This is a genomic window from Actinomycetospora chibensis, assembly GCF_028737215.1.
Lineage (GTDB): Bacteria > Actinomycetota > Actinomycetes > Mycobacteriales > Pseudonocardiaceae > Actinomycetospora > Actinomycetospora chibensis.
This window is the reverse complement of the sequence record NZ_JAQZAM010000012.1, coordinates 1-13606: the sequence shown is the minus strand read 5'-3', so window position 1 is coordinate 13606 and position 13606 is coordinate 1. Positions and strand designations below refer to the sequence as shown.

At 73.1% G+C, this 13606-nt stretch carries 11 protein-coding genes; 7 read left to right on the top strand and 4 right to left on the bottom strand.

Annotated features, from left to right (window positions below; genetic code table 11):
- Positions 1-12: 12 nt before the first annotated feature.
- From sufD to PH189_RS18730, 3 genes are read right to left on the bottom strand one after another with little or no spacing between them, the layout of a single operon-like run.
- A complete protein-coding gene (gene sufD, locus PH189_RS18740; protein ID WP_274190344.1) occupies positions 13-1251 on the bottom strand; it encodes a Fe-S cluster assembly protein SufD in 1239 nt (412 codons plus the stop codon).
- Positions 1248-2699: a Fe-S cluster assembly protein SufB gene (gene sufB / locus PH189_RS18735; RefSeq protein ID WP_274190343.1), complete on the bottom strand. Its 1452-nt coding sequence runs from the start codon at positions 2697-2699 to the stop codon at positions 1248-1250. The genes sufD and sufB overlap by 4 nt, the downstream gene beginning before the upstream one ends.
- The gene (locus tag PH189_RS18730) at positions 2696-3385 is read right to left on the bottom strand and encodes a helix-turn-helix transcriptional regulator (RefSeq protein WP_274190342.1); all 690 of its coding nucleotides are present in this window, start codon (positions 3383-3385) and stop codon (positions 2696-2698) included. The genes sufB and PH189_RS18730 overlap by 4 nt, the downstream gene beginning before the upstream one ends.
- Positions 3386-3594: 209 nt before the next feature.
- On the opposite strand from PH189_RS18730, the gene mptB reads away from it, so the two are divergent.
- From mptB to PH189_RS18700, 6 genes are all read left to right on the top strand, one after another.
- The gene (mptB, locus tag PH189_RS18725) at positions 3595-5136 is read left to right on the top strand and encodes a polyprenol phosphomannose-dependent alpha 1,6 mannosyltransferase MptB (RefSeq protein WP_274190341.1); all 1542 of its coding nucleotides are present in this window, start codon (positions 3595-3597) and stop codon (positions 5134-5136) included.
- 9 nt (positions 5137-5145) lie between these two features.
- Positions 5146-6075, top strand: a complete 930-nt coding sequence (locus tag PH189_RS18720; RefSeq protein WP_378014912.1) for an ABC transporter ATP-binding protein — start codon at positions 5146-5148, stop codon at positions 6073-6075.
- Complete coding sequence (locus tag PH189_RS18715) at positions 6072-6842, top strand: ABC transporter permease (RefSeq protein ID WP_274190340.1); 771 nt, start codon at positions 6072-6074, stop codon at positions 6840-6842. Before PH189_RS18720 ends, PH189_RS18715 begins: the two co-directional genes overlap by 4 nt.
- A 90-nt stretch (positions 6843-6932) precedes the next feature.
- Entirely contained in the window at positions 6933-7874 is a 942-nt protein-coding gene (locus PH189_RS18710) for a COX15/CtaA family protein (RefSeq protein WP_378014915.1), read from the top strand.
- A gap of 1 nt (position 7875) precedes the next feature.
- On the top strand, positions 7876-8841 hold the full coding sequence (locus PH189_RS18705) for a quinone oxidoreductase family protein (protein WP_274190338.1): 966 nt from the start codon (positions 7876-7878) through the stop codon (positions 8839-8841).
- Between the two features lie 347 nt (positions 8842-9188).
- A complete protein-coding gene (locus tag PH189_RS18700; protein ID WP_274190337.1) occupies positions 9189-10097 on the top strand; it encodes a hypothetical protein in 909 nt (302 codons plus the stop codon).
- Here PH189_RS18700 and PH189_RS18695 read toward each other — a convergent pair.
- Entirely contained in the window at positions 10094-11029 is a 936-nt protein-coding gene (locus tag PH189_RS18695; RefSeq protein ID WP_274190336.1) for a heme o synthase, read from the bottom strand. The two genes, PH189_RS18700 and PH189_RS18695, sit on opposite strands and share 4 nt — an antisense overlap.
- Positions 11030-11344: 315 nt before the next feature.
- Here PH189_RS18695 and tkt point away from each other — a divergent pair, with 315 nt between their 5' ends.
- Positions 11345-13486: a transketolase gene (gene tkt, locus PH189_RS18690; RefSeq protein WP_378014913.1), complete on the top strand. Its 2142-nt coding sequence runs from the start codon at positions 11345-11347 to the stop codon at positions 13484-13486.
- Positions 13487-13606: the final 120 nt, after the last annotated feature.

Sequence of the window (13606 nt, the reverse complement as noted above, 5' to 3'; positions counted from 1 at the left end):
GGGGCGGAGCCGTCAGACGCCGACGACCTCGAGCTCGGCCTCGATGGCCGCCTCGAGACGGTCGCGCAGTGCCGGCACGCGGACCTTCTGGATGACCTCGCCGAAGAAGCCGCGGACGACCAGCCGGCGTGCCTGGGCCTCGGGAATCCCCCGCGCCATCAGGTAGAACAGCTGCTCGTCGTCGAACCTTCCCGTGGCGCTGGCGTGGCCGGCGCCGACGATCTCGCCGGTCTCGATCTCGAGGTTCGGCACCGAGTCGGCCCGGGCGTTGTCCGTGAGCAGCAGGTTGCGGTTGAGCTCGTAGGTGTCGGTGCCCTCGGCCGCCTTCCGGATCAGCACGTCGCCGATCCAGACGGTGTGCGCCGCCGTGCCGCCCTCGACGCCCTGCAGAGCGCCCTTGTACATGACGCGCGAGCGGCAGTTCGGCACCGAGTGGTCGACGAGCAGGCGCTGCTCGAAGTGCTGGCCGCCGTCGGCGAAGTACAGCCCGTCGAGCTCGACGTCGCCGCCGGGCGCCCGGTAGTTGATGACCGGGGAGAGCCGCACGAGGTCGCCGCCGAGCGTCACCGAGGTGTGCCGGATCGTCGCGTCGCGGCCCACCGAGAGGTGCTGCGCTCCGACGTAGACCGCGTCGTCGGCCCAGTCGTGGACCTCGACGACCTCGAGCTTCGCGCCGTCGGCGACCACGAACTCCGTGTTCGCCGCGACCGTGCCGGAACCGCGGTGGTCCAGGACCACGACGGCCTGCGCGTGGTGCTCGAGACGCAGCTGCATGTGCGCGAACGCGGTCGCGCCGGCCCCGGGGCCGCCGACGGTGATCGTCAGCGGCTCGTCGTCGGAGCGGGCCTCGTTCACCGTGACCACGTGGGCCTCGGTGAACGACGACCACGCCTGCGCCGCGACGCGGTCGGCCGGGATGCCGCCGTCGCCGAGCCGGGGGTCGTCCCGACCGACGGTCTCGTGGCGCGTGCCGGAGCCGGCGAGATCCGCCGCGGCGTCCCCGAAGCCGGAGACCACCGAGACGTCGATCCGGCCGTCGGCCGTCACCGAGGCGTCGTGCAGACCGCGCAGGCGCCGCAGCGGCGTGAACCGCCACTGCTCCTCGCGACCACGCGGGACCTCGAAGGCCTCGACGTCGTAGGAGGTGAAACGCAGCTCCCAGGGCGCGAGCTTCGGGCTCCCCGACGGAATCCCCGGGTCCACGTCGAGGACCGGGGCTCCGCCGTTCGTGTTCGTGGGGGCGTCGCTCATCCGACCGCACCCTCCATCTGCAGCTCGATGAGGCGGTTGAGCTCGAGCGCGTACTCCATGGGGAGCTCGCGCGCGATGGGCTCGACGAACCCGCGCACGATCATCGCCATGGCCTCGTCCTCGGAGAGCCCGCGGGACATCAGGTAGAAGAGCTGGTCCTCGCTGACCTTCGAGACGGTCGCCTCGTGGCCCATCGTCACGTCGTCCTCGCGGACGTCGACGTAGGGATAGGTGTCCGAGCGGCTGATCGTGTCGACCAGCAGCGCGTCGCACTTCACCGTCGACCGCGAGTGGTGCGCGCCTTTGTTGACCCGGACCAGACCGCGGTAGCTCGTCCGTCCACCGCCGCGTGCGACCGACTTCGAGATGATCGTCGACGACGTGTACGGCGCGAGGTGCACCATCTTGGCGCCCGCGTCCTGGTGCTGGCCCTCGCCGGAGAACGCCACCGAGAGCACCTCGCCCTTGGCATGCGGGCCGGTCAGCCAGACGGCCGGGTACTTCATGGTCACCTTGGAGCCGATGTTGCCGTCGACCCACTCCATGGTGGCGCCCTCTTCGGCCTTGGCGCGCTTGGTGACCAGGTTGTAGACGTTGTTCGACCAGTTCTGGATGGTCGTGTAGCGGCAGCGGCCGCCCTTCTTCACGACGATCTCGACGACCGCGGAGTGCAGGGAGTCCGACGAGTAGATCGGCGCCGTGCAGCCCTCGACGTAGTGGACGTAGGCGTCCTCGTCGACGATGATCAGCGTCCGCTCGAACTGGCCCATGTTCTCGGTGTTGATCCGGAAGTAGGCCTGCAGCGGGATGTCCACGTGGACGCCCTTGGGCACGTAGATGAACGAGCCGCCGGACCACACCGCGGAGTTCAGCGCGGAGAACTTGTTGTCGCCGGCCGGGATCACCGAGCCGAAGTACTCCTCGAACAGCTCCGGGTGCTCGCGCAGCCCGGTGTCGGTGTCCATGAAGATGACACCCTGCTGCTCGAGGTCCTCGCGGATCTGGTGGTACACGACCTCGGACTCGTACTGCGCCGCGACGCCGGAGACGAGACGGCTCTTCTCCGCCTCGGGGATGCCGAGCTTGTCGTAGGTGTCCTTGATGTCGGCGGGCAGGTCGTCCCAGGTGGCGGCCTGCTTCTCCGTCGAGCGGACGAAGTACTTGATGTTGTCGAAGTGGATGCCCGAGAGGTCGGAACCCCACTGCGGCATCGGCTTCTTCTCGAACGTGTTCAGCGCCTTGAGCCGCAGCTGGAGCATCCAGTCCGGCTCGCTCTTCTTGTCCGAGATGTCACGCACGACCGCCTCGCTGAGGCCGCGCTGCGCGCTGGCGCCCGCGACGTCGGTGTCGTGCCACCCGAACTGGTAGTTCCCGAGCGCAGCGAGGGTCTCCTCCTGCGTGAGCTCGGCGGGGGCGGTGGGGGTGGTCCGCTCCGCGGAGGTGGTCATACGACCTGCCTTCCCTTGACGGTGGTGGTGGTGACCTGCGCCGGTACGTGCGTGGTGCACGCGGCATCGCCGCGAGCGATCGTCGACAGACGCTGGACGTGGGTGCCCAGCAGCTCGGCGAAGACCTCGGTCTCGGCCTCGCAGAGCTGGGGGAACTCGGCGGCCACGCCGGCCACCGGGCAGTGGTGCTGACAGAGCTGGGCTCCCGAGCTGGCGGCCCGGGACGAGGCGGCGTACCCCTCCCCGGACAGGGCGCCCGCGAGGGCCTCGACCCGGTCCGGGCGGTCGGCCTCCGCCGCGATGTCCTCGCGGTGGTCCGCGAGGAGACCGAGGATGCGCCGGCGGGCGAACGCCCGGACGGCGTCCTCCCCCGCGGCGTCGGCGAGCTCGCGCAGCGCCGCGATCGCGAGGTCCGCGACGTCGTCCTCGCCGCGTCCGGCACGGCGCCGTCCCTGCTCGGTGAGCAGGTGCTGGCGTGCGGGCCGTCCGCGGCCGCGCCCGGAGGCGCGCGGGGCGTCGCGGGTGGAGACGGTGCCGTCGGCGACGAGGGCGTCGAGGTGACGGCGCACCGCCGCGCCGGAGAGACCCAGCACCCCGGCCAGGTCCATCGCCGTGGTCGGCCCGTGCTCCAGCAGACGGCGGACGATGAGGTCCCGCGTGCGGCCGTCGTGTCCGTCGGCGCCCATGGTCCTCACCTCCTCGGTGTGCTCTTCACAGCATGCCCGCTATTTGGCAACGTCAGTCTTGCCTATTTAGCGACGGCGGGCAAAGTGGCGACCCCGATCAGCGAGGTGATCGCCCTCACCCAGGGTTACCTACCCTCACCCGGCCCTCGTTTTCCGGCGTCCGGGGACGCCGACGGGGTCGCGCGGGGCCCTCGGTATCGTCCCGTCGCGTGACCGGGACGGCGCAGGCCCCGCAGGCGCCTGCCGAGGTGTCCCCGTCCGTCACCCCGCCGGGCGCCGTCCCGCCCCCGCCGACGCCCGACGAGCGGCGTCGCCTCCGCACCGTGCGCCGGTTCGGCACCACGGGCGCCCTGCTCATGGCCGTCGGTGCCCTCGGCTGCGGGGCGACGCCTGCCCCCGCCTACAACCCCCTGCTGGGCACCCGTGTGCTCGGCCTCTGGGGCCGCATGCCGACGGTCTCGCTGACACTCGCCTACATCGGCATGGGCATGCTCGTCCTCGCCTGGCTGTGGCTGGGGCGCCTCGCGTGGCCGGGGCGCGTGCGCCTGTCGGTGCGCCAGCTGACGCGGATCCTCGTCATGTGGATGGTGCCGCTCGCCGTCGCGCCGCCGCTGTTCTCCACCGACGTCTACGGCTATCTCTCCCAGGCCGAGGTCGTCTCGCGCGGGTTCGACCCCTACGTCTACGGCGCTGCGCAGGCCCTCGGGCTCTCCGACCCGCTCGTCGCGAGCATCCCCACGATCTGGCGGACGACGCCGTCGCCGTACGGGCCCGGCTTCCTCACCTTCGGACGCCTCATCACGGGCATCGCGGGCGACGACATCGTGCTCGGCGTCTACCTGCACCGCGCCCTGGCGCTGGCCGCCCTCGGCCTCGTGATCTGGGCGGTGCCGCACCTGGCCCGCCGCGCGGGCGTCGAGCCGATCGCGGCGCTGTGGCTGGCCGTCAGCCCGCTCGTGCTGTTTCACCTGGTCAGCGGCATCCACAACGACGCGATCATGATGGGCGTCGTCCTCGCGGGCCTCGAGATCGGCATGCGCCGTTCCTGGGTGCTCGGTGCGCTGCTCATCGGGCTGGGCGCCTCGGGGAAGATCCCTGCGGTGCTGGCGCTGGGCTTCCTCGCCGCGCACGTGGCCCACGAGCGCGGGGGTGGGATCGGACGCCTCGTGCGCTACGGCGCCGCCTGCTCGGCGCTCGGACTGGGGACGGTCGCCGCGGTGTCGGTGGGCAGCGGGCTGGGCTTCGGGTGGATCCAGGCGCTCTCGGTGCCAAACCTCCTGCGCAGCTGGCTGTCGGTGACCACCGACCTCGGCGTCCTCGGCGGCTGGCTCGGCGGTGTGCTCGGCCTCGGCGACCACACTGACGCCGTCCTCGACCTCACCCGCGCTGCCGGGCTCGGCGTCGCGGCGCTGGTGTGCGTGCTGCTGCTGTTCATGGTGCTGAACGGGCGCCTGCACGCGGTCGCGGGCATGGGCTACGGCTTCGGCGCGGTCTTCCTCGCCGGCCCGGTGCTGCACCCCTGGTACCTGCTCTGGGCGATCGTGCCGCTGGCGGCCTCGGTGCGGAACCCGCGCATCCGCGGCTTCGCCGTCGCGATCTGCGCGATCGTCGCGCTGCTCGTGCCCCCGACGGGCGCCGACTTCTCGTTCCGGACCTACCAGCTGCCGATGGCCATCACCGCGGCCGCCCTGCTCGCGCTGGTCCCGCTGGCGGCGACGCGTGGGCGCGTGCCGCGGACCCCGGCCGCCTAGGCTGTCGGCGTGTCGGGATCCCCGGCCGCGCTCTCGGTGCGCGGCCTCGTCGTGCACTACCAGGGGCGTGCGGCGGTCGACGGTCTCGACCTCGACCTCCCGCCCGGCAGCGTGCTCGCCCTCCTCGGGCCCAACGGCGCCGGCAAGACCACCACCGTCGAGGTGTGCGAGGGGCTGCGCTCCCGCGACAGCGGCGAGGTCCGGGTGCTCGGCGTCGACCCCGCGGGCGCGCCGGACACCCTGCGCGCCCGCCTCGGCGTCATGCCGCAGGGCGGCGGCGCCTACCCCGGCGTGCGGGTCCGCGAGATGATCGGCCTGGTCGCCGCCTGCGCCGCCGACCCGCTCGACCCCGACTGGCTCGTCGACACCCTCGGGCTCATCGGCTGCGCCCGCACGCCCTACAAGCGGCTCTCGGTCGGCCAGCAGCAGCGCCTCGCGCTCGCGTGCGCCGTCGTCGGGCGCCCGGAGCTCGTGTTCCTCGACGAGCCCACCGCGAGCCTGGACCCGCAGGGCCGCCGTCTCGTGTGGGACCTCGTGCGCGCCCTGCGCGCCGACGGCGTCGCGGTGCTGCTCACCACGCATCTGATGCAGGAGGCCGAGACGCTCGCCGACCACATCGTGATCGTCGACCACGGACGGGTCGTCGCCGAGGGCAGCCCCGAGGACCTCACCGCTGCGGGCGCCGACCGCGAGCTGCGCTTCCGGGCGACGGCCGGGATGGACCTGGAGCTGCTGGCGGCGGCCCTGCCCGAGGGGTGCACGGTGTCCGAGCCGAGCTCCGGCAGCTACCTCGTCGAGGGCGCCATCGACCCGCAGGTGCTCTCCACGGTGACGTCCTGGTGCGCGCGCCAGGGTGTGCTCGCCGACGACCTCCGCGTGGCCCGCCGCAGCCTCGAGGACGTGTTCCTCGAGCTCACGGGGAGAGAGTTGCGCTCATGAGGTTCGAGGCCGGCACCTTCACGCCCGCCCCCGGGCGCGGGCCGCTGGGCCGGATGCTCGCCACCCAGGTCGCCCTGGAGACGAAGCTGGCGCTGCGCCAGGGCGAGCAGGTCCTGCTCACGCTCATCATCCCGCTCGCGCTGCTCGTCGGGCTCTCGCTGCTGGAGGTCGTCCCGCTGCCCGAGCCGCGCGTCGACTCGGCGCTGGCGACGGTGCTCGCGCTCGCCGTCATGTCGACGGCGTTCACCAGCCAGGCGATCTCGCTGGGCTTCGACCGGCGCTACGGCGTGCTGCGGCGGCTCGCGGCCACTGCGGTGCCCCGCTCCATGATCGTGCTCGGGCGCCTGGGCGGGATGGCCGCGGTCGTGCTCGTCCAGCTCGTCGTGCTCGGGGCCGTCGCGCTCGCACTCGGCTGGCGTCCCGGGCCCGGTTCGCCGGGGTGGGCGCTGCTGCTCGTCGTACTGGGCGCCGCGGCGTTCGGCGCCGTCGGCGTCCTGCTCGGCGGCACCCTGCGCGCCGAGCTGGTGCTCGCGGTCGCCAACATCGTCTGGTTCGTGCTCCTGTTCGCGGGCGGGGTGCTCGTCCCCGCCGCGGCCCTGCCGGGCCCGCTCGCCGTCGTCGTGCAGCTCCTGCCCTCCGGGGCGCTCGCCGAGGGCCTGCGCACGGCCCTGCTCGGCGGGACCCCGGCCCTCGGCCACATCGTCGTCCTGATCGTGTGGGCCGTCGTCGCCGGCGGGATCGCGACGCGCACCGTGCGGTGGTCCTGAGCATCGCACCGCATCGCACCGCGCCGCACTACCGGGCGTCGTAGGATCGCGACCGTGCTGGAGCGCCTCCCCGCCACACCTCCCGGCCTGATGCGCGGCCTCGCCATGGCCGCGGTCGTCGGTCAGGCCGGCATCGCGGTCACGGGCGCCGTCGTCCGGGTCACGGGGTCCGGTCTCGGCTGCCCGACGTGGCCCCAGTGCTTCCCCGGCAGCCTCGTCCCGGTACCCCACCCCGAGATCGCCGTCCTGCACCAGTGGGTGGAGTTCGGCAACCGGCTCCTCGGCATCGCCCTCGTGATCGTCACCGGGGCCTGCCTGCTCGCGGCCCTCAACGTGCGCCCGCGCCGGGGTCGGCTCGTGCTGCTCGCCGCCACGATGCCCCTCGGCGTGGTCGCCCAGGCCGTGATCGGCGGGATCACCGTGCTCACGGGCCTCGCCTGGTACACGGTCGCGCCGCACTTCCTCGTGACGATCCCGCTCATCTGGCTGGCCGTGCTCCTCGTGCGCGAGGCCTCCCCCGCCGCGATGGCCGCTCCGCCGGGCACGCCCTGGCGCCCGGCGGTGCCCTCCGCCCTGCGCGGTCTGCTCGCGGTCGCGTCCGTCGTGCTCGTCGCCCTGCTCGTCGCCGGCACGCTCGTCACCGCGGCCGGGCCGCACGGCGGCGACGCGGCCACCCCGCGCCTCGCCGCCGTCCCGCTCCCGACGCTGGCGACGGCGCACGCGCACCTCCTGTTCGCGTTCCTGGGCCTGCTCGTGGGGGTCGGCTTCATGGTCCACGCGGTGTCCGTGCCGCGCGCCGTCGTCCTCCGCCTCCGCGTGCTCGTGGTGCTGACCCTCGCCCAGGGCGCGCTGGGCGGGATCCAGTACGCCCTCGGGGTGCCGGAGCTGCTGGTGGCCCTGCACGTCCTCGGCGCGGTCACGACCGTCGCCGCCGCGGCGTGGCTGTGGTCGGCGACCGCCGAGCCCGGTCTCGCCACCGCAGCGCCCCCGACCGTCGACGCCTCGGCCCCCGCCCTCGCCGGCAGGGCCTGACGTGCACGCCGTCCGGATCCCCCGCCACGGCGGGCCGGAGGTCCTCGAGTCCGTCGATGTGCCCGACCCCTCGGCAGGCGACGGCGAGGTGCTCGTCGACCTCGCGGCCGTCGGTGTCAACTTCGTCGACACCTACTTCCGTGAGGGCATCTACGCGGCACCGCTGCCTCTTGTGCCGGGCGTGGAGGGCGCCGGGACGGTGCGCGAGGTGGGCCCCGGCGTCGCGGGCTTCGCGCCCGGCGACCGCGTCGCCTGGACCAACACTCTCGGCAGCTACGCGACCGTCGCCGCGGTGCCCGCCAGCGACCTCGTCGTGGTGCCCGAGGCGATCGACCTCGAGACCGCGACCGCCGTCGTGCTCCAGGGCATGACCGCGCACTACCTCGTCCACGACACCCACCCCGTCGCCCCCGGCGACGTCGTCCTCGTCCACGCCGGGGCCGGCGGGACGGGTCTGCTGCTCTGCCAGATGGCGAGCGCGCTGGGCGCCCGCGTCCTCGCGACGACCTCGTCGGAGGAGAAGGACGCCCTCGCCCGCGAGGCCGGCGCCCACGAGACGCTGCGCTACGGCGACGACCTCGCCGACCGCGTGCGCGCCCTCACCGACGGCGAGGGCGTCGCCGTCGTCTACGACGGCGTCGGCGCATCCACCTTCGACGCCTCCCTCGCGAGCCTGCGCGTCCGCGGCGTCCTGGCCCTCTACGGCGCCGCCAGCGGACCCGTCCCGCCCGTCGACCCCCAACGGCTCAACAGCGGCGGCTCGCTCTACCTGACCCGCCCCTCGCTGCACTGGCACGTCCGTACCCCCGAGGAGCTCGCCGCCCGCGCCGACGCGGTGTTCTCGGCGGTGGCGGCCGGCGACCTGAGCGTGCGGATCGGCGGCCGCTACCCCCTGGACGCCGCCGCCGACGCCCAGCGCGACCTCCAGTCCCGCCGCACGACGGGCAAGCTCCTGCTGCTGCCCTGAGGGGCGCGGACCGGACAGAGGTCGACGGGGGCTCTCCAGTTCGATCTCCCGAGCTTGCGGTCAGTGTTCCCGCTCTGGTGACACTGCCGAGAGATCAAAGTGGCGAGCTGCGGGCCGGCCATCGGTGTGCCGGCGGCGCGGACGCCCGGCGCGCCGCGACCGGAGCCGCCACCGCGAGACTCGACGGGGGCTCTCCAGTTCGATCTCCCGAGCTTGCGGTCAGTGTTCCCGCACTGGTGACACTGCCGAGAGATCAAAGTGGCGAGCTGCGAGCTGGAACCGTTCGCGCCGCGGCGGCGTCGAACCGAGGTATGAGACTCGATCGACCGTTCCGTGGATCGGAGGCCGTGGAGCGCGGTGACCTGACCAAGGGGTGGCTGCGCGGGCCTGGATTCATGCCCCTCGCACCCGACGTGTACGTCGCCGCGCATGTGCCGGTGGACCAGGTGACGATGACGCGGGTCGCGATGCTGCGGCACCCCGAGGGCACGATCGCCGGTACCACCGCGGCGCTCTTCCACGGCGCGATCGACGCCGTGGTCGACGTCGGTCGGGGCGGCGCACCGACCGAGGTGCTCGTACCCGCCTCAGGTGTCCGCTCGCCGGCCGGGCTCCGCGTGCGGTGCGCCGACCTCCCCGAGGACGAGGTCGTGGAGTGGCCCGACGGCCCTGACGGCGCCGTCCTCCGACTCACGTCGCCGGCCCGGACGATGGTGGAGGTCGCGCGTGCGCTGCCCACCGTCGAGGCCGTCGTCGTGGGCGACGCCCTCGCCCGCCGCTGCGGCGTCACGGCGGCCGACGTCGTCGCGCTCGCCGACCGTCACACGGGCGAGCGGGGCATGGCTCGCGTCCGGGCCGCGGCGGCCCTGGTGCACCCGGGATCGGACACCCCACGACGAACCCGGGTGCGGCTCGGGGTCCTGCGGGCACGGCTCCCGCCGCCACTCGTCGATGTCGTGGTGACCCGGGTAGAGGGCGGCGCCGACGTGGGTGCCCTCGACCTCGCCTGGCCCGAGAGGTCCTGCGGGGTGCTCGTCGACCGCCATCCCGACCTCGCCTGGGCGTGCGCGGAGGAGCTGCTCGCGCACGGATGGGAGGTCGCCTCGATCGGAGGGCAGGGCGAACAGCCCGTCGACGAGGTGGTGGAGGACCTCGCGACGTTCCTCGCGCGCGTCGACCGGCGGCGATGGCGCGACCTGCCCGACATGCGGGGGCGCTTCCCGCGCCGCCCGAGCGCGCCGAAGGTCTTCGACTAGAAGGGCCAGCCGAAGACAGGCCAGCCGACGGCGGAGTCGACCGCGACCGCAACGAAGAGTCCGGTCAGGTAGGTGTTCGACAGGTGGAACAGCCGCATCGACTTCACGACCTCGTCGCGCTTCACGGCGCTGTCGAGGCGGTGGGCGGCGATCAGGAACCAGGCGCCGCCGAGGACGGTGGCGGCGAGGTAGATCCAGGACGTCGCGGGGACGAGGAGCGCCGAGCAGGCGACCATCGCCCAGGAGTAGGCGACGATCTGGCGGCTCACGCGCCGCGGCGAGGCGACGACCGGGAGCATCGGGATGCCGGCGGCGGCGTAGTCGTCGCGGTAGCGCATCGCGAGCGCCCAGAAGTGCGGCGGCGTCCAGAAGAAGATGATCGCGAAGAGCACCAGGGCCGGCCAGCCGACCGTGCCGGTGACCGCGGCCCAGCCGATCACGACGGGCATGCACCCCGCGGCGCCGCCCCAGACGATGTTCTGGCTGGTCCGGCGCTTGAGCAGCAGGGTGTAGACGAGGATGTAGAAGGCGATCGCGGCGACCGCGAGCCACGCCGCCACCCAGTTCGACGTCAGGCCCAGCCACACCGCCGACGCGGCGCCGAGCAGCAGCCCGAAAACCAGGGCGTGGGAGCGGGGCACCGCGTCGCGGGCCAGCGGACGCTTGCTCGTCCGGGCCATCTTCGCGTCGATGTCCGCGTCGACCACGCAGTTGAGGGCGTGGGCGCTGGCCGCCGCGCCGGCGCCGCCGACGAGCACCGAGAGCACGAGCCAGAGCGAGGGGACGGAGCGCTCGGCGAGCATCATCGCCGGCACCGTGACCACGAGCAGCTGCTCGATGATGCGGGCCTTGGTCAGCGCCAGGTAGGCCTTCACGGTGGTGAGGAAGCCACTCCGCCGCGTCGCGGGAACCGGGCCGACCGCCGTGCTCACTCGGTGGCACCTCGCTGTGGTGGACGGGACTGCTTCGGTCACGACCCGCGTCTCCTACACGCTGTCGTCGAGGAAGTCTGCACCCCCGCGGCCGCGCCCGCTCGCGGGGGGCGCCACCCGGTCGGTGCGGTGTCCGCCACGTCACGGGCGGATGACGACCACGAGGAGGATAGGGGGCCCGTGTTCGTGACGGGCGGTGAGGGTATTCAGCGTCGGCCGGGATGCACCAGGATCGGCGCAGGTCCGGGTGGACTTGAATCGATCCCGTGGGAGCATCGCGCGGGCATCCCGAGACGCTCAAGGAAGGCACGGTTCGTGACCGCGACAGACGTCAGCAGCACACAGCCCGCGAGCGAGTCGGCCGAGGAGATCGAGGCGCTGACGACGCCGCATCGTCCCGACGACTGGTCCGACCTCGACCAGAGGGCCGTGGACACCATCCGGGTCCTCGCGGCGGACGCCGTGCAGAAGGTCGGCAACGGCCACCCGGGCACCGCGATGTCTCTCGCGCCGCTCGCCTACGAGCTCTTCCAGCACACGATGGTCCACGACCCGTCGGACCCGGGCTGGCAGGGGCGCGACCGGTTCGTGCTCTCCGCCGGCCACTCGAGCCTGACGCTGTACATCCAGCTCTTCCTCGCCGGCTACGGCCTGGAGATGCGGGACCTCGAGGAGCTGCGCACCTGGGACTCGGCCACGCCGGGGCACCCCGAGTACAGCCACACGCCCGGGGTCGAGATCACGACCGGCCCCCTCGGCCAGGGCCTCGCGTCCGCCGTCGGGATGGCGATGGCCTCCCGTCGCGAGCGCGGCCTGTTCGACCCCGACCCGCCGATCGGCGAGAGCCCCTTCGACTCGCACATCTTCGTGATCGCCTCGGACGGCGACATCGAGGAGGGCGTCACCGCGGAGGCGTCGTCGATCGCCGGGCGCCAGCAGCTGGGCAACCTCGTCGTGATCTACGACGACAACCACATCTCGATCGAGGACGACACCTCCGTCGCCCTCGACGAGGACGTGGTGAAGCGCTACGAGGCGTACGGCTGGCACACCCAGGTGGTGCGGGGCGGCGAGAACGTCGTCGGCATCCGCGAGGCCCTCGCGAAAGCCAAGGCCGAGACCGGGCGCCCCAGCTTCATCGCGCTGCGGACGATCATCGGCTTCCCCGCCCCGGACAAGATGAACACCGGCGCCGCGCACGGCGCCGCACTGGGCGAGGACGAGGTCCGCTCGGTCAAGGAGATCCTCGGGTTCGACCCCGACAAGCACTTCGCGATCGACGAGGAGGTGCTCGCCCACACCCGCGCGGTCGGCGAGCGCGGCAAGGCCGCCCACGAGGCGTGGGACAAGCAGTTCGCCGACTGGGCGGAGGCCAACCCGGAGCGTCGCGCGCTGCTCGAGCGCATGGCGCGCCGCGAGCTGCCCACCGGTTGGCACGAGAAGCTCCCGAGCTGGGGGACGGGCGACGACCCCGTCGCCACCCGCAAGGCGCTGCAGAAGATCCTCGGTGAGATCGGGCCGGTGCTCCCGGAGCTCTGGGGCGGCTCGGCCGACCTCGCCGAGAGCAACAACACGACGATCAAGGGCTCCGACTCGTTCGGGCCGTCGTCGGTGTCGACCAACAACTGGGGGCAGATGAGCCCCTACGGCCGCACCCTGCACTTCGGGGTCCGCGAGCATGCGATGGGCTCGATCCTCAACGGGATCGCGCTCCACGGCGGCACCCGCGTCTACGGCGGCACGTTCCTGATCTTCTCGGACTACATGCGGCCCCCGGTCCGGCTCGCGGCGCTGATGAAGCTGCCGACGACCTACATCTGGACCCACGACTCGATCGGCCTCGGCGAGGACGGGCCCACCCACCAGCCGATCGAGCAGCTCAGCTCGCTGCGCGCCGTGCCGGGCCTGTCGATCGTCCGCCCGGCCGACGCCAACGAGACCTCGGCGGCGGTCCGCGCGATCCTCGACAACCCCACCGGGCCGGCCGGCCTCGCCCTGACGCGGCAGAACCTGCCGATCCTCGAGGGCACCGACGCCGACGGCGTCGCGCGCGGCGGCTACGTGCTGCAGGACGCCTCGGGCGGGCAGCCCCAGCTGGTGCTCATCGCCACCGGCTCGGAGGTCCAGCTCGCGGTCGAGGCCCGGAAGGTCTTCGAGGACGAGGGCGTTCCCACCCGGGTGGTGAGCATGCCGTGTGTCGAGTGGTTCCAGGCGCAGGACCGCTCCTACACCCGCCACGTCCTCCCGCCGGACGTCAGGGCGCGCGTGTCGGTCGAGGCCGGCATCGCGCAGTCCTGGCACCGGTTCGTCGGCGACGACGGCGAGTGCGTCTCGATCGAGCACTTCGGTGCCAGCGCCGACTACAAGACCCTGTTCCAGCAGTTCGGGTTCACCACCGAGCACGTGGTCGAGGCGGGGCGTCGCTCGCTCGCCCGCGCCAACGAGGCCTCGGCCTGATCCCGGTCCGCGTTTTCGCAAAGGACACCCCCATGGCCAGCAGCACCCCCCTCGCCGATCTCTCCGCGGCCGGCGTCTCCATCTGGCTCGACGACCTGTCGCGCCAGCGCATCGAGTCCG